Annotated in this window: 15 protein-coding genes; 11 read left to right on the forward strand and 4 right to left on the reverse strand. The window is 60.3% G+C overall.

Annotation, left to right across the window (positions count from 1 at the left end; translation table 11 throughout):
* The first annotated feature begins 4 nt into the window (after positions 1-4).
* The 8 genes from mvk to Q4E11_RS05850 all read left to right on the forward strand — a co-directional run bounded on the left by mvk (position 5) and on the right by Q4E11_RS05850 (position 7,544).
* Positions 5-1,030: a mevalonate kinase gene (gene mvk / locus Q4E11_RS05815; protein ID WP_303164358.1), complete on the forward strand. Its 1,026-nt coding sequence runs from the start codon at positions 5-7 to the stop codon at positions 1,028-1,030.
* A complete protein-coding gene (gene mvaD, locus Q4E11_RS05820; protein WP_303164359.1) occupies positions 1,027-2,004 on the forward strand; it encodes a diphosphomevalonate decarboxylase in 978 nt (325 codons plus the stop codon). Before mvk ends, mvaD begins: the two co-directional genes overlap by 4 nt.
* 33 nt (positions 2,005-2,037) lie before the next feature.
* On the forward strand, positions 2,038-3,096 hold the full coding sequence (locus Q4E11_RS05825) for a phosphomevalonate kinase (RefSeq protein ID WP_303164361.1): 1,059 nt from the start codon (positions 2,038-2,040) through the stop codon (positions 3,094-3,096).
* Positions 3,097-3,182: 86 nt separating this feature from the next.
* Positions 3,183-4,241: a hydroxymethylglutaryl-CoA reductase gene (locus Q4E11_RS05830; RefSeq protein ID WP_303164362.1), complete on the forward strand. Its 1,059-nt coding sequence runs from the start codon at positions 3,183-3,185 to the stop codon at positions 4,239-4,241.
* A gap of 161 nt (positions 4,242-4,402) precedes the next feature.
* Entirely contained in the window at positions 4,403-5,596 is a 1,194-nt protein-coding gene (locus Q4E11_RS05835; protein ID WP_303164363.1) for a hydroxymethylglutaryl-CoA synthase, read from the forward strand.
* A 117-nt stretch (positions 5,597-5,713) separates the two neighbouring features.
* Positions 5,714-6,028, forward strand: a complete 315-nt coding sequence (locus Q4E11_RS05840) for a hypothetical protein (protein ID WP_303164364.1) — start codon at positions 5,714-5,716, stop codon at positions 6,026-6,028.
* 38 nt (positions 6,029-6,066) lie between these two features.
* Entirely contained in the window at positions 6,067-7,242 is a 1,176-nt protein-coding gene (locus Q4E11_RS05845) for a hypothetical protein (protein ID WP_303164365.1), read from the forward strand.
* Complete coding sequence (locus Q4E11_RS05850; RefSeq protein ID WP_303164367.1) at positions 7,242-7,544, forward strand: hypothetical protein; 303 nt, start codon at positions 7,242-7,244, stop codon at positions 7,542-7,544. Before Q4E11_RS05845 ends, Q4E11_RS05850 begins: the two co-directional genes overlap by 1 nt.
* Positions 7,545-7,549: 5 nt before the next feature.
* On the opposite strand, the gene Q4E11_RS05855 is transcribed toward Q4E11_RS05850, so the two are convergent.
* Positions 7,550-8,401 carry a dienelactone hydrolase family protein gene (locus Q4E11_RS05855; RefSeq protein WP_303164368.1) on the reverse strand — a complete coding sequence of 284 codons (852 nt, stop codon included), beginning with the start codon at positions 8,399-8,401 and terminating at the stop codon, positions 7,550-7,552.
* A 101-nt stretch (positions 8,402-8,502) separates the two neighbouring features.
* Between Q4E11_RS05855 and glmS the strand changes: the two genes are divergently transcribed.
* Positions 8,503-10,377: a glutamine--fructose-6-phosphate transaminase (isomerizing) gene (gene glmS / locus Q4E11_RS05860; RefSeq protein WP_303164369.1), complete on the forward strand. Its 1,875-nt coding sequence runs from the start codon at positions 8,503-8,505 to the stop codon at positions 10,375-10,377.
* On the opposite strand, the gene Q4E11_RS05865 is transcribed toward glmS, so the two are convergent.
* The 3 genes from Q4E11_RS05865 to Q4E11_RS05875 form a co-directional block, all read right to left on the reverse strand.
* Complete coding sequence (locus Q4E11_RS05865) at positions 10,360-10,539, reverse strand: hypothetical protein (protein ID WP_303164370.1); 180 nt, start codon at positions 10,537-10,539, stop codon at positions 10,360-10,362. The two genes, glmS and Q4E11_RS05865, sit on opposite strands and share 18 nt — an antisense overlap.
* Positions 10,540-10,956: 417 nt before the next feature.
* Positions 10,957-11,712: a hypothetical protein gene (locus Q4E11_RS05870; RefSeq protein ID WP_303164371.1), complete on the reverse strand. Its 756-nt coding sequence runs from the start codon at positions 11,710-11,712 to the stop codon at positions 10,957-10,959.
* A 150-nt stretch (positions 11,713-11,862) separates the two neighbouring features.
* The gene (locus Q4E11_RS05875) at positions 11,863-12,894 is read right to left on the reverse strand and encodes a triacylglycerol lipase (protein ID WP_303164372.1); all 1,032 of its coding nucleotides are present in this window, start codon (positions 12,892-12,894) and stop codon (positions 11,863-11,865) included.
* 24 nt (positions 12,895-12,918) lie between these two features.
* Here Q4E11_RS05875 and Q4E11_RS05880 point away from each other — a divergent pair, with 24 nt between their 5' ends.
* Both Q4E11_RS05880 and alr read left to right on the forward strand, forming a co-directional pair.
* Positions 12,919-14,586, forward strand: coding sequence for an NAD(P)H-hydrate dehydratase (locus Q4E11_RS05880; RefSeq protein ID WP_303164373.1), 1,668 nt, complete (start codon positions 12,919-12,921; stop codon positions 14,584-14,586).
* Positions 14,583-16,196: an alanine racemase gene (gene alr / locus Q4E11_RS05885; RefSeq protein WP_303164375.1), complete on the forward strand. Its 1,614-nt coding sequence runs from the start codon at positions 14,583-14,585 to the stop codon at positions 16,194-16,196. Before Q4E11_RS05880 ends, alr begins: the two co-directional genes overlap by 4 nt.
* Positions 16,197-16,217 lie beyond the last annotated feature (21 nt).

Consider the following 16,217-nt stretch of genomic DNA (forward strand, 5'->3'; position numbering starts at 1 on the left):
CCTCGTGACCAGCGTAGATAACGCCAGCGTCGATGGTTATGGCATTGATAAGGACCCGGATCTGGAGACTGGGGAGTACTACTCGCTGACAGGGGATAAAGGCACTGCCTTCGGTGAAGCGCACGCCAAGTCCATTCTGATTGGTGAGCACTCGGTGGTCTTCGGCAAGCCGGCAATCGCACTGCCCGTGACCTCCCTGCGCACGATGGCCACGATTGACGTGGTGGAGGATTCGCCGGTGCTGTTCTCCATGGACGGCGAGGTCATCAGCATCGATGAGCTGCCGGAGCGCTTTGCCTCCATCGCCGCCGCACTGCGCGCGGGCTTGCGCACCTTTGATCTGCCAGAGCGCAATATGCTGGTGCGTCTGCGCTCCGGCATTCCACCGGCTGCGGGGCTGGGCGGTTCCGCCGCCGTGGCACATGCGCTGGTGGAGGCCGTGCGTGATTTCGCCGACGGCACGCTGACGGAAAAGCAGCGTTTTGATCTGGTGCAGGAGGCCGAGCGCCTCGCTCACGGCAATCCGTCTGGCATGGATGCCATTGCCACTCGTGCCACGCGACCGGTCTACTTCAAGCAGGGGGATTTCCGTCCCCTCGAGGTGGGCAAGAAGATGTGGCTGGTCATCGGTGATACCGGCGTGCGTGGTTCCACGTCGCTGGCCGTCGCTCGTGTGCGCGGTTTCGTCGATTCGCACCGCGTGCGCGGCCAGGAACTGCTGGACAACTTGGAGCAGCTGACTGATTCGGCCGTGCGCAACTTGGCCAGGGGCGATGTCACGCGTCTGGGGCACCGCATGGATGCGGCGCAGGAAGCTCTCGAAGAGCTCGGCGTGGGGCATGAGTCCATCACCGATCTGGTGACCGCCGCGCGTCTGGCGGGTGCCGAAGGCGCCAAGCTCACCGGCGCTGGCTGTGGGGGCTGCGTGATGGCGCTGGCGGACTCCGCAGATCAGGCTGATCTGGTCAGCCATGCCATGATGGGCGCCAATGCTGTTGCTACTTGGACTGTGGAGGTCAATCCGTCGTGACAACATCCGCTACCGCCATCGCGCATCCCAACATCGCCCTGATCAAGTACTGGGGCAAGCGCGATGAAGCCGTACAGCTGCCCGCCACGGGGTCACTGTCTCTCACACTCGGCATCGCGCCGACGACAACGACAGTTTCGCTTATCGACGATTCCAGCGCCACAGCCGACTCGGGTACTCTGAACGGCCAGGAGATGGTCGGCAAGGACTTAAGCCGTGTCCAGAAGTTTTTGGATTTGGTGCGCGAGCGCGCGGGCAGTGCTAGTTTTGCCACGGTGACCAGTACCAATGAGATTCCAACGGGGGCGGGGCTGGCATCGTCGGCCTCGGGCTTTGCGGCACTCGCACTGGCTGCGGCTAAGGCCTATGGTCTCGATTACACCCCAGAGCAGCTCTCGGCACTGGCTCGCCGCGGCTCCGGTTCTGCGTGTCGCTCCATTTTCGGCGGTCTCGTGGAATGGCTGCCGGGTGACGATGACGCCTCCAGCCACGCGGTGGCGCTGCCGGATTCGGGGCTGGACCTCTCGCTGGTGGTGGCGGTGCTGGCGCCTGGGCGCAAGAAGATTGACAGTCGTGCCGCCATGCGCCGCACGGTGCAGACCTCACCGTTCTTTCCGGCCTGGGTGGAACAAGTGCCGCGCGATATCGAGCAGATGAAGGCAGCAATTGCGGCCGCGGATTTCACTGCGGTGGGCGAGCTGGCAGAGGCCAACGCCATGCGCATGCATGCCACCATGCTCGGTGCACTTCCGCCGGTGCGTTACTGGAATCCAGATTCGGTGGCGGCGCTGGATCTCGTCGCCACGCTGCGTGACGAGGGCACCGAGTGCTACGCCACCATGGATGCCGGGCCGAATGTGAAGGTGCTGTGCCGGAGCGCCGATGCCGAGGCGATCGCGGAGCGGTTCCGCGCCGAGTTTGCCGACATCGATGTGCTGGTCTCCGGCTCGGGCCCCGGTGCTTACCTGGTGTGAGGCACTTGGTGCGAGGTTTAAGAAAGAGGATTGTTGAGTAAGGCGAAAGCGGCTACTGCAGCAAAAGCCGCGGTCGGACGCGGCTGCGGCAAGCTGTATCTAACAGGCGAGTACGCGGTCATGGATGAAGATGGCCTGGCCGTCATCGCCGGTGTAAATCGCTATGTCACAGCGACCGCGACTTTCTGCGGGGACGGCGAGCAGCCGCGCATTTTCTCCTCTTACTACCCGGAGCAGGGACGTGTCATCGACGTGGACGCGCCGGATGACATTGTCACTCACGTCATTTCCCTGGTTTACCGCATTGCCAGCCGCCATGGGCTCGCCGCCCTGCCAGTTAGCCTCAGCATCGAGTCCGACCTCGATGACGCGGCAAGTGGTGCCAAGTACGGGCTGGGTTCTTCAGGCGCGGTGGCGGTGGCAGTCACCCGTGCGCTGGGCCAACAGCTGGGATTGGCGCTGGATTCGCTGGACGTTTACAAGATTGCCTCTGTGGCCACGTGGCTCGCGGGCGCTGCTGGCTCCGGCGGGGACATCGCTTGCTCCTCACACGGCGGGGTCGTGCTCTACCGCCGCCCAAACCCCAAGGCGCTGGCAGCCATGGTCAAGGCCGATCCAGTGGCTGCTACCGAGGTCACCTGGCCGAACCTGCGTATCGAATCTCGCCATGACCTTGGCGGGCTAAAACTCCTGGTCGGCTGGACTGGTAGCCCCGTCAAGACCGATTCGCAATTGGCGAAGGCCGGCGGTGCTGACGCGGAGTTTGTACGCAGTGTTTCGTCGTTAAGCGAAAAGCTCTGGCAGGCGCTTGCCGACGGAGACCACGCCGCGGCCTTTGCCTGCCTGCGCGAAAATCGTGCGCTGTTGCAGGACTATGAGCGCGATCGCAATCTCATCATAGAAACGGAGAAGCTGGCGGCGCTGGCCGATATTGCCACTAGCGCAACTGGTGCAGGCAAGAGTAGTGGCTCCGGCGGCGGAGATTGTGGGATTGCGCTGGTTGCCGCTGATAGCGATGTCACGGGCATTGCTACCAAGTGGCAGGCGGCGGGAATCCAGCCACTGCCGCTTACGCTTGCCACGAAACTTTGACCACAGGTTTTTGACCGTAGAATTTAGGCAGAGTCGGCGAAGCTGCCGATATAACTGAAACGAACTAGAAAGGGTCGGCTACGACAATGGCTGAAAACACCACCCACGACCTGGAATATGCACAGGTACCGCTGAGTTGGATTGGCCCGGTGCGCATTAGCGGCAATGTCATGAATGACGAGGTCAAGATTCCGCTGGCGACCTATGAGACTCCGCTGTGGCCGTCGTGCGGTCGCGGTGCGAAGGTCTCTCGCATGATTGAGGGCGGTATTACCTGTACCTTGGTCAGCGAGAAGATGACTCGTTCGGTGATTTTCACCCTCGATTCGGCAGCTGCTGCGGTTCAAGCGCGCGACAATATTGCCGCTCGCTATGACGAGCTGAAGAAGGTCGTGGAGTCCTCCTCCCGCTTTGCCAAGCTGGTCGACATCCACTTCCAGATCGCCTCGCGCCTGCTGTTTGTCCGTTTTGATTTCTTCTCTGGTGATGCCTCGGGCCACAACATGGCAACGCTGGCTTCCGAGCGCCTGATGTCCTACCTCATGGAGCAGATGCCAGAGTTGGGTTACGGCTCCATCTCCGGTAACTACTGCACCGACAAGAAGACCTCCGCCGTCAACGGCATTCTCGGCCGCGGCAAGTACGTCATCGCCGAGGCCGTCATTCCGGAGCCGGTTGTCCGTGAACGTCTGCGCACCACCGCCAAGCGTTTGGCCGAGCTCAACGAGCGCAAGAATCTCGTCGGCTCCATCATGGCCGGTTCGCTGCGCAGCGGTAACGCTCACTACGCCAACATGCTGCTGGGCTTCTACCTGGCCACCGGTCAGGATGCCGCGAACATCGTCGAAGGCTCGCAGGGACTCACGCAGGTCGAGGCGCTTGACGACGGCTCCGTGCGCTTTAGCTGCACCCTGCCGCACTTGATCGTCGGGTCGGTCGGCAATGGTAAGGGCCTGGACTTCGTGGAGAAGAACCTCACCGCACTCGGCTGCAAGGAGGACCGTGAGCCGGGCGAGAATGCACGTCGTCTAGCAGCGTGCTGCGCGGCGATTGTGTGGTGCGGTGAGCTGTCTCTGCTGGCTGCGCAGACGAATCCGGGTGAGCTGATGGAGGCTCACGTCGCGATTGAGCGCGCGAAGAAGTAGTGAAGCGGGTTTTGCAAAAATTCGCAAAACCTAAGGCAAATCTCAGGTGAACGCGCTAGATTTTTGTAGTAGGTATTTAACTTTTTGTGGGCAAAATTTATCTCACCCGATAATTGCCCTGTATTTCTGAAAACTGTAAAGGCAGTGAAGGCACGGTTTTGATGACAACAAGCAATGTGACCCCGATCGGTATTGATGACATCGCCTTTGCGACGGGTTCGTACTGCATTGACCTGGCCGATATTGCGCCGCGACTGGGCGCAGAACCGGCAAAGTACCACAAGGGACTGGGGCAGGAGCGCTCCAGTGTGGTGGCGTCCGATGAAGACCCGGTGACGATGGCCGCGGCTGCGGTCAAGAAGATTGTCGATCGTCACGGCATTGAGGGTGTGCGCACCATCATGTTCGCGACCGAGACCGGCATTGACCAGTCGAAGGCCGCCGCGGTCTACGTGCATGAACTGGTGGGGCTGGCTCCACAGACCCGTTCGGTGGAGCTGAAGCAGGCCTGCTACTCCGGCACTGCCGCGCTGCAGTTCGCCTGCGCACTGGTTGCTCGCAATCCGGAGGAAAAGGTTATTGTCGTAGCCTCCGATATTGCTCGCTATGACCTGGACTCCGCAGCTGAGCCGACGCAGGGTGCCGGTGCCGTGGCGATGCTGGTCACTGCCAACCCGCGCATCCTGAATATCGACCCGGTCTCCGGCGTGTTCACCCGCGAGGTCATGGACTTTTGGCGTCCGAACCACCGCAGCCAGGCGATGGTCGAGGGCAAGCTGTCCATCAGCGCCTACATCGATGCTGTTCAGGGTGCATATGAGGACTACCGTGCACGCGGTGGCGTCGGCTTCAGCGATATTGATTACTTCAGCTACCACCAGCCGTTTACCAAGATGGCCTACAAGGCTCACCGCCAGCTGTCGGCCAACAATGGTGTCGAGCTCACCGCTGAGGACGAGACTCGTCAGCTCGGCCCAACGACGGTGTACAACCGCATCATCGGTAACTCCTACACTGCGTCGGCATACTTTGGTCTGCTCGGCCTGTTGGACACCGAGAAGGATCTGGCCGGTAAGAAGGTCGCCATTGCCTCCTACGGTTCGGGTTCTGTCGCCGAGTTCTTCACCGCAACCGTGGTGGAGGGCTACGAGTCGCAGCTGCGCGTCGAGGAAAACGCGCGCGAGCTGGCGTCTCGCGTCAAGCTCGATGATCCGACCTACTACGCTCACGCCCAGGTCACTCATGAGGATCCGGGTAACTACTCCAACCTCGGCGACGACGCTCTGATTGGCACCGGTCCGTTTAGCTTCGCCGGTGTTGAGGGCTGCAAGCGCATCTACCGCGCGCGCAAGTAGCTTGAGTCCCGCCCCCGGTGCGGGGGCACCCGGGCAAATATTGGATGGAACCGAATCCCCTTTTTCCGCGCCTAACAGTTATTGAGAACTGTTTTTCGCGGGGGAAGGGGATTTTTCGTGTCCGCAGTCAATAGAGTGCACTTTTCGGCAGAGGCAGTGGCTGCCGCAGCCAGGAGTGTGGAGCAGCACGCGGTCGCCGGGCAGGCGCAGTGGCGCAGTGCTCCGGAGATTGCCACAACTACCTGTGGCCAGGGCTTTGCTGAGCACGGTGCACAGTTGCAGGAGGCCGCTGCGAGGCTGTGCGCTCACGGCAAAGCTATGTACGCGGGACTGGAGCGCCATGCACCGGCGGTCCGCGAGCAATGGCAGGTGTTCACCGATGGTGACGATGTTGGGGCCACGCAGCTCAGCGGAATCGAGGTGGCCAGCTAATGCCGTGGGTTGCGCGAATAATACCGCTGCTAAGTCGGGTGCTATCAAGAGGCGGCCGCATCAGTGCCAGGGGAGGGCTGAAAGGAATCGGCAAGAGGCTGCCGAAGCTCTTCGACAAAATCAAGCGTGCCGATGGCTGGAATAGCAGCCCGCTGTCCAAATTCGCAGAAACACTCGGCGTAATCGCCTCCACCATGACCATTGGCATGGCCTTTGATTGGGGCGGACTAAAGGGCGATGCTGCCGATGCCACGCGCGAGCGCTGTGATGACGCCGCTAAGGACTGCCAAAAGCACAACGACGATGCCGCCGATGGCGCGCAGAGCGTGGGCGACTGCGGCACCAAGGTCGACGAGATTCTCGAAGACTGTGAGCAGCAGGCCGAGCAGATCACGCAGCAGACCGACGAGATCTTGGACCAGTGCGAAGCGCTTGTCGACGATCCGGAGTTCGGCCAAGAAGCAGCACAGATTGCCCACCAGATGTGCGAGTGTCTTGTCGATTCCACAGACCAGCTCTATGAGGCTCGAAACTCCACTGTGGAGCAGTGTCTGGCACAGGCGACCTGTGACACCGAGTCTGCGGTAGTCGCAACTCCGCCCGAGCCGCCTGCAGTAGCCACCTGCTCGGGTGTCACTGCGGTTGCGTGCGCGAGCGGAGTCGGAAGTGGAGGAGGGCAATCAACAATCATGATCCCCACCGAAGTGACTCCGCCAGCTCCTGTAGAAATAGGCTCAGGCAGCGGCGCGACTGTTGGGGCATCGGCAGGTCTTGTCGGTGAGTTGGCAACGGGAATTACATCGGGCATTACTGCAGGCATTACTGCTGGCATTGCAGGGATTGCGCAGGGCTATGCATCGTCGCTGCTTAACCTTGAGATCTCGGTAGAAGTTGACTCAGCGCCCTGCGTGGTTGCTCCAGCAACAGAAGAGGAATGTCCGCCACCCGAGCCCGTGGTAGAAGAAGACTGCCCTCCGCCGCCACCGCCGCCGCCGGAGCCGGAGTCGGTGGTAGAGGAAGAGTGTCCACCTCCAGAGCCACCACCGCCAGCTGAAAAGCTAGCGCATCTGGGAATTGCAACACCCGAAACAGAGCCGGAGGCAGCGCCAACTCCACAGCAGACGGCGCCCGTGACTCCTGAAGATGTGCCCGACGCACAGGAGTCTGATGATTCTGCAGGGTCGGTCAATACACCGTCAGCAGGTGAGTGGTAGTGACAGGACGTACACCAAGCAGGCATACGGCGAAGTATGACCGCATAGGCCAGACGTATTACGACACCGCTGCTGCTGTGAGGCAGGAGTTCGAATCAACCGCACAAAGAGCACAGGAGAAACTGCGAGGATTAGAAGAGCGTCGTCAAGCGCGTGAGCGAAAGAGCGAGCAAGTAGCGACGGTGCGCGAAGACGAACAGCGTCGCCAGGGGCGGCCGAAGGGAGCGGTGGTGAGGCTGTTCGGCCGCGAGACTGATAAGCGGGCGAAACCGACTGTGAAGTCGATTAGAGGGGCATCCTGACTGGTTTATTTACCAGGGATGAGCGAATGCTCCGGATTTTCCGGAAGCTGCTTGATCAGCCACTCGAGGTCGCGGTTGGTCGTGCCCTTAATCTCGGTTTCTGGGTCAGCAAAGTCGGCGTACTTCTTGTCATCACCGACAGTTGCCAGCAGGAAGCCAGTAAGTGCCGCGCGAGCGGTCTCCTGGTGCTTCACCTTGGAGCTGGAGAAACCGGCCAGACGGCGCAGAAGAGTAGTTTCCGAGAAACTGCCCTGAGTGGCATCGTCTACTTCGCGGTAAACCATGTCGCCCTTCCACTTCACGCCCAGACGAGCCGGGTTGCCGCGGTCTAGCCACTTGTCCTCGCCCGGGGCCAAAATGAGACCAGGCGCAGATACATTGGTGGCGGCGGCAGTGGAAGAAGGGGCAGTGGTAGCGGGGAAGACACAGCCCACGCCAGAAATGATGTCGTGACCAGCTGCGGCGAGGACTGCGACACCAGCGCCCATACCGTGGCCGGCGACACCGAGCTTCTTAGGATGAACGACGACCTGTCCCTCACCGAGGCGGACGCCTGCGAGAATCTGCAGCGCGGTCTCCAAATCATTTGCCAGGCCGCGGTGGTCGGCTACGACTCCATTTTCGGTATCCGGGGCGGCCACAGCGATGCCCCACGATGCCAGGTGGCGCAGGGTGGCATGGTATTCCGCAATCGGTGTGCACCAGTCGTGTGCAAACGCGATGCCAGGAATGCCGTTTCCCTCGGCAGGGGTATATACCTTGCCGGGCAGTCCGGTAAAGGCGAGGTCACCGACCATGACGCGGTGCGGTCCACGCTTGGAAAGATTGGATGTAAGAGTCTTCAAGTTCTCAGCCACAGTGCCCAGCTTATCTATAACGAGTCCACCTTTGCTTAAAAAGAGGCAGGATGTCTCTACCGTTGTGACGATTTACGACTTCGCGGGTTATCCTATGGGGCATGTGTGGAATCGTTGGATATGTGGGTCATCAGCCCGCCTTGGATATTGCCGTCGACGCGCTACGTCGCATGGAGTACCGCGGGTATGACTCCGCTGGTGTTGCCATCGTTGACGACCAGGGGCATATCACTGTAGAGAAGAAGGCCGGCAAGCTCGCGAATCTCGAGGCTGCGCTGGATGCGGATGGACGCGAAAAGTTCTCTGGTACAACCGGCATCGGGCACACTCGTTGGGCTACTCATGGCCGCCCGATTGATGAGAATGCTCACCCACACTTGTCGTACGACGGCAAGGTGGCAATCGTCCACAACGGCATCATCGAAAACTTTGCGCCGCTGCGTGATGAGCTCGAGGCTGCTGGTATTGAGCTGAAGTCCGAGACTGACTCTGAAGTTGCAACTCACATGCTCGCACGAGCAATGGACGGCTCTGATGGTGGCTCCACCGCTGGCGACTTTGAGGCATCTGCACTGGCAGTGCTCAACCGCCTTGAGGGCGCGTTCACCTTGCTGTTTACCCACGCCGATCACCCGGACAAGATCATTGCTGCTCGTCGTTCCACTCCGCTGATTGTCGGCGTGGGCGAAAATGAGATGTTCCTTGGCTCCGATGTTGCGGCTTTCATTGCTCACACTCGCGAGGCTGTTGAGCTGGGGCAGGACAATGTTGTCATCATCACCGCTGATGATTACCGCATCATGGACTTTGCAGGCAATGAGCAGCAGGGTCGTCCGTTCACCATCGATTGGGATCTCGCCGCTGCTGAGAAGGGTGGATACGACTCCTTCATGATGAAGGAGATCCACGAGCAGGCTGCAGCTGTGCGTGACACGCTGGCTGGTCACCTCGTTGACGGTCGAATTGTGCTGGACGAATCCCGTCTGTCCGACCAGGACCTGCGTGACATTGAAAAGGTCTTCGTCGTCGCCTGTGGTACCGCATACCACTCGGGATTGCTGGCGAAGTATGCCATCGAGCACTGGGTTCGTATTCCGGTGGAAATCGAGGTTGCCTCCGAGTTCCGCTACCGTGACCCGGTGCTGGACCGACAGACTCTGGTTGTCGCCATCTCCCAGTCTGGTGAGACCGCCGACACTCTCGAAGCTGTTCGCCATGCCAAGTCGCAGGGCGCTCGCGTTCTCGCAGTTTGTAACACCAACGGCGCTCAGATCCCGCGTGAGTCTGATGCTGTGCTCTACACCCATGCCGGCCCAGAAATTGGTGTGGCCGCAACCAAGTCGTTCCTGGCACAGGTTGCCGCTAACTACCTGGTGGGTCTGGCGTTGGCACAGGCACGTGGCACCAAGTATCCCGATGAGGTCACCCGCGAGTTCGAAGAGCTCGAGTCCATTCCGGCGTTGATTGACAAGGTCGTCGACAAGGGCGATGAGTACATCGCAATGGCCAAGGAAATCGGCGCCATCCCGACGATGCTCTTCCTCGGTCGCCACGTTGGTTTCCCGGTTGCTCTCGAAGGCGCACTGAAGCTCAAGGAGCTCGCCTACATTCACGCTGAGGGCTTCCCAGCTGGTGAGCTCAAGCACGGTCCGATTGCACTTATCGAGGATGACTTGCCGGTTGTCGTCGTGGTGCCGTCGCCGAAGGGTCGCGCTGTCCTGCACTCCAAGATTGTCTCGAACATCCAGGAGATTCGTGCTCGTGGTGCCAAGACCATCGTCATCGCTGAAGAGGGCGATGAGGCCGTGGTGCCATTCGCCAACTACCTGATTGAGATCCCGGAGACTTCGACGCTCCTGCAGCCGCTACTGTCCACCATTCCGCTCCAGTTCCTCGCAGCTGAAATTGCTCGACAGTGCGGTAACGAGGACATCGACAAGCCTCGCAACCTGGCCAAGTCAGTCACCGTCGAATAGTTCGCCCCGAGTCCTTTCGTACTGCTCAATCTCCGCCTCGATTTCCTCATCCGTGAGGGACTCGAGGCGTTTTTCGTCTTCCTCCGTCAACTCGTAGACCTCATCCGGCACATCGCAGAATGACAACATCCAGTCCAAGTTTCGCTTCTGGATTGTCTTCATCTTCCGTGTCGCTCGCTGGTCAAAAGTCTGCTTGCCGACGTTCTTCAGCGGCCCTGCCGGAACGCTAGTTGCGGTATCTCCATCGCGGGATGTCCAGACTTCAGTGCCGTCGGGGTAGCGGTCGATGTCCCAGCCCTCATGCGTCTTCAGGTTGTGGTGCCGGCGGCATAGGCAGTGGAGGTTTTCGGTATCGGTAGGACCGCCCTGTTCTGGATTTTCGTGGTCATAGGGCTGGATATGATCCAGATCGCACTTATTTGCCGGAACATCGCAGCCCGGGAAGCGGCAGAATCCGTCACGACCACGGACACGGGCTACTTGGCTTTCTGTTGGGCGATAGCCGTCGACCCTGCTGTCTGCGGAGATTCGAATGTGCGTTGCGCGGGCAATCCACTCTTCGGTGGCGACTTCGCTGAGCTAGCCCACGCCGTCGATCCAAGCTGGTCCACCGCCCACTTCGCGGTAGACATTAATGACAATCTCGGCATTGGTTGAGCGCTGTGCAAGCTGTAGTAGCGCTTCAGCTTGCGTGCACTCTTCGCCGCGATTAACCGCGGCATTGCGGATACCTTGAATGGTGGCCATGAATTCAGTGGCTCGGTCACTTTCAAGGATGGCAGTGACTGTTTTGTGTTTGCCGTCGCCAGTATCGGAAATGCCGACCGTTTCGCCCTCGGGGACGCGCTGAGTGCCATCATTGCGAGCACAGTCATTGAACTCGGACACCAAGTCCCCAATCAACCGCGAGAGCGTGTAGACACCAATCATTGCTTGTCTGGGGCGCGTCGGTGTGAGCAGCTCAATCAAGCGTGGCTCAACAGTGTCAGTTTGGTCGGGTGACAACCCAGCAACACCATTGGCGATGGTGCGAAGGTGAGCCAGTGAAAAAGAATGTGTTGACTCAATAAGTGCCCTGACGTTGGGCATGCGCTCAAACATCAGCGCAATTTCACACAGAGTCGAGCACTTTCCGCGGCTAAGACCTGTTCGAATGCTGATTCGGGCGAGATGATGATTGACATCAATCTCGCGGCCCGGTGCGCAGGCATCGATGAGTTGAAGGTCAGCGGCATTGACCGCACGGGCGGCAGCGCTAATGGGATCGTCGGGTTTTTGGTTGGCCCACGAGGGCTTTTGTCCTGGTGCTGGTAGGTCAATGGGCGGCGATGACATCAGATGTCCCCCTGATAGTTCTTTGTCAGCCGAAGCCGTGCCTAGAAATCTCCTCTAGAAATTTCCCCTACAAATGTTCCTTACAATCTCAATCGTACACATGTTTGAAAAGGGGTCAATAGTAAATCGAGGATTCGTTCTAAAAATTTTCTACCGTCGACGCCATCTGGGTAGCGCGCCATACATCGGCAGAACGCGGACGCGACGGCGAAGCTCCGCTTTCAATTCAGCGCCATCAAGCTCATCCAAAAACTCGCGAATGTGCGCCATTGTGTTGGGGGAGTAGAGCAGCGCGAGATGATCTGACCAATCGCTACCGCCGGAGGCGTTGTTGACATTGATAATCCGATGACCAGTGCGTTCTGGCAAGTGAGCACCAGTCCATGGTCTGACGATGGTATCGAAAGGAGTGCCGATATTCAGGTAGTGCGGCCCTCGCCTGGTAACACCGCGCACCGTGCGGTTGAGTGTCGCAATGTACTCCGAGTCCAATAACTGTTGCAGGCCTGCGCGACCAATCAAGCGGTCAACCAGAATACGAATAGGTAGCCCTAGTCGCTCCGCTACCCGCAACACGCGCCGGGCACCCCACGCACTGGTGCCATGGTGATTTCCCGCAAGCGAGATAACTGCTCGCACGGGGCTGTTGTCGGCAGCAAACTGTTCGGCTTCTTCTTCGCTAAGCCCCCGGGCAAGAGCGTCGTCGTAAAGCGAATCGATCGTTGCGTTGGCGTAGCTGCGGCAGTGCAGTCCGCCCTGCGAGTGCCCGATGAGGTCGATGCGGGAGAGGTTGAGGTGGGTGCGGAAGCGGTTGAGAAGTTCGGTGACCTCGTCAAACGCCTCGCCCAAGTCAGCTGTGCCCTTGACGCTGCGCAGATGGCTGACCAGCGCGCCAGAGTCGGTGCCGTAGTCCAGTGTGAACACCGGGCGATGCCTGGCGAGAAACGGTCCAAGCATGGCAAACGCATTAAATGAGTTCATCCACGTGCCGTGGACCAGCACAATTGGCGTGCGATTTTCATAGCCGTCGAGATTCGCCGTGATGGTGCCATCAAGAATTTCGCGGATGTCCTGCACACCATGGGGCAACCATTCGGGATGACGAAGCGAGCGCAGGTATGCCAGCGGAAAAGTTCGCAGCCTGGGGCCGGGAATGCGCGTGCTGTTGGGGTAGTCATCCATAGGGGCTAATCGTAGGCTGGTGGCATGACGTACTGCTATACAGCTGCCGAAATTCGTGCTGCAGAACAACCTTATTTGGATGCACAAACGCGTGACGACGAACTGATGCGCCACGCAGCCGCGGCTGTGAGCCAGGCCGCCGAGCGGATGCTCTCTGAAGCTACCCCGGAACCTGGTCAAGGTCGCGTGCTGCTGCTGGTCGGCTCCGGCGGCAATGGCGGTGACGCGCTGTATGCAGGGCGGGACTTGTCCTCTGACGGGCATGGTGTCGATGCGGTGTTGCTGGGCTCCAAGCCACACGACCGGGCATTGAAGGCCTTTGAGCTTGCCGGTGGGCGAGTGCTGCCACTCGGTGGGCAAGGACGTGACCGTGAGGCGGATTTGTCGAAGATTTTGTGGGCAATCAGCGACGAATATGCACTGATCATCGACGGCATCGTAGGCCTTGGCGGCCACGGTGCCCTGCGCGAAGAGGCCGCCTGGCTGGTGCGTGAGGCACACCTGGGAGGCGTGCCCATGCTCGCCGTTGACGTGCCCAGCGGCGTTGAAGCGGACACCGGGCGCACCTTTGATCCACCGGAGCAGACTCTCAACCCTGACCCGGACTTGCCAGAGGGCGAAAACCCATATCTGCCGTCCCATGTCACGGCTGCCGTGACTGTGACCTTCGGCGGGCTGCGCTACGCCCATGCGCTCTCGGAGGCCTGCGGTGACGTGGAATTACATGAAATTTCCCTCGACTGCTTCTCGCCCGAGCTTCCAGGACTGGGGCAGACGCTGTACGAGAATGCGGCCTACAATCACGCCCCGACCGTGGAGCTCTTTGAGGCTCTCAGCGCTGATTTCCCGCTGATCTCCAACCACATGACCGAGCTCGAACCCGGCGCTCACGATCACAAGTACTCCACCGGGGTCACCGGTATCGCCGCAGGCAGTGAGAAGTATCCAGGAGCTGGCGTGCTGTGCGCGACGGCGGCGGTGCGCGCCACCAGCCCGGCGGTCATCTACGTCGGTGATCAGGCCGCGCGTGCTCGCATCACCACGGCGCTGCCGACGGTTATCGCAAAGCCGGACACCGTGGCGCGTAGCGAGGTACGCGTTGACGCCTGGGTTGTCGGCCCGGGTCGCGGCACCGATGAGCAGGCAGCCGCTGAGCTGCGTGACATTCTTGCCACCGACAAGCCCGTGGTAATCGACGCCGACGCGCTGACTCTGCTCGCAGGCGACGAGAGTCTGCAACAGCTCGTCCGGGACCGCGGTGAAAACCGGCAGCTGCGCACAATTCTTACGCCGCACGCCGGCGAGTTCGAGCGACTGACCGGCAAGAAGGTCACCAATGCAATCACCGATGCCCGTGAGCTCGCGGAGACGCTCCACTGCGAGGTACTCCTTAAAGGGCGGCGCACCGTCATCGCCAACCCCGAAACCAACCGCACGATTGTGCTGGATGCCGGCAACTCCTGGGCGGCAACACCCGGCTCTGGCGATGTCTTGTCCGGACTCATCGGCGCCTGGGTTGCACGTGGCGCAGGTCTTTACCTACCAGCAGTTATTCATGCGCGCGCCGCATATTTGGCCGCAAGCACCGACTTTGGCCCGGCCCCGTGCTGTGCACTCGATATCGCCGAATCCGTCCGGGAGGCCACCGCATGGTTCACTCAAGAACACAGGAGTGGCAAAATATCGCTATGACTTCCTCGGCACCAGCCATCCTCACCCACACCGTTAATCTCGACGCAATCGCCCACAATGTCAAGACCGTCAAGTCCATTGCAGGGGTTGACGAACTCATGGCCGTCGTGAAGGCGGACGGCTACTCGCAGGGAGCGCTGCAGTCTGCGTTGGCGGCCTTGGAAGGCGGTGCGACGCAGCTCGGTGTCGCCACGCTTGAGGAGGCAATTTCCCTTCGCGCAAAACTGTGCGCCGCGCTTGACGACGGCCGAACCATCCCCATCCTCGCATGGATTTGGGATGCGGCAGCCACCTGGTTGATTGAGCGCGCAGTCGCGGACAATATTGACCTCGGTGTTCCCTCGATGGCACATGCGCAGGCAGTGGTCGGCGCCGGCCGCGAGCTGTCCGTGACTCCGCGGGTGACGGTGATGGTCGATACCGGCCTGGGGCGCTCCGGTTTTTCCATGGCCAATGGAGATTTTGACCGAGCGGTCGAACCGCTGGCGGCGCTGCATAAGGAGGGCGCTCTGCGCATCACCGGTGCATTCACGCACTTTGCGTGCGCTGATGAGCCGGGCAATGAAAGCGTCGATAGGCAGGCGGAGAATTTCCGCACTGCACTGAGTGCGCTGCGTGAAGCGGGCGTGGCGGAGATGATTAACCACGCCGCGAATTCGCCGGCAGCGTTGACACGCCCGGACTTGGCGTTTGACATGGTGCGCCCAGGGCTCGCAATTTATGGGGGCGAACCAATTGCGGGTATGACCCATGGATTGCGTCCGGCAATGCGCTGGGAGGCTTCCGTGGTGTTGGTGAAGAAGTTGCCGGCAGGAGAGTCAGTGTCGTATGGGCTGACCTGGACGGCTGACCGCGATACCACCGTCGGAATTGTCCCGTGTGGGTACGCCGATGGCATGATGCGTTCGGCATCGGGCCGCTTCGAGGTCAGTATTGATGGCAAGCGCTATCCGCAGGTGGGGCGCATTTGCATGGATCAGTTCGTGGTGGACTTGGGGCCGGATACTGATGTCGTGCCGGGCGATACGGCGGTCATCGTCGGTGACCCAGCGCTGGGTGAGCCGGGACTTGATGAAATGGCAGAGGCCTTTGGCACCATTAACTATGAGATTTTGACGGCCCCGAAGGGCAGGAGTCAGCGTCGTTACGTGCATAGCCGTGTTGTACCGACCGCGGAGGACATGCGTGAGCTCGGCGAACAGATTGGACGCATGCTCAGCTCCGGTGAACTGGTTATTCTCGACGGTCCGCTCGGTGCCGGAAAGACCACTTTGACGCAGGGCATTGCCCGCGGCATGGAGGTTCGTGGTCGTGTGACGTCGCCGACGTTCACCATTGCTCGCGAGCACCGCCCCCTGGCAAGCGATGGCGCCACACTTATTCACGTCGATGCCTACAGGCTCTTCGGTGAGGAGGGGCCGGGCTCACAAGGCGATGCTTTCGATGCGCTGGATTCGCTGGACCTCGATACTGACCTTCAGGACAGCGTGGTGGTCGCCGAGTGGGGCGCGGGTCTTGCTGAGGTACTCTCCGATCGCTACCTGCTGGTCAGTATTGACCGTTCGCGTACCGACGATGCTCGCGTTGTCACCTGGCAGTGGGTTAAGTAGCGCGGGGAAGTAGAGTGCAAA

This window comes from Corynebacterium sp. (assembly GCF_030532195.1).
In the GTDB taxonomy this organism is placed as follows: domain Bacteria; phylum Actinomycetota; class Actinomycetes; order Mycobacteriales; family Mycobacteriaceae; genus Corynebacterium.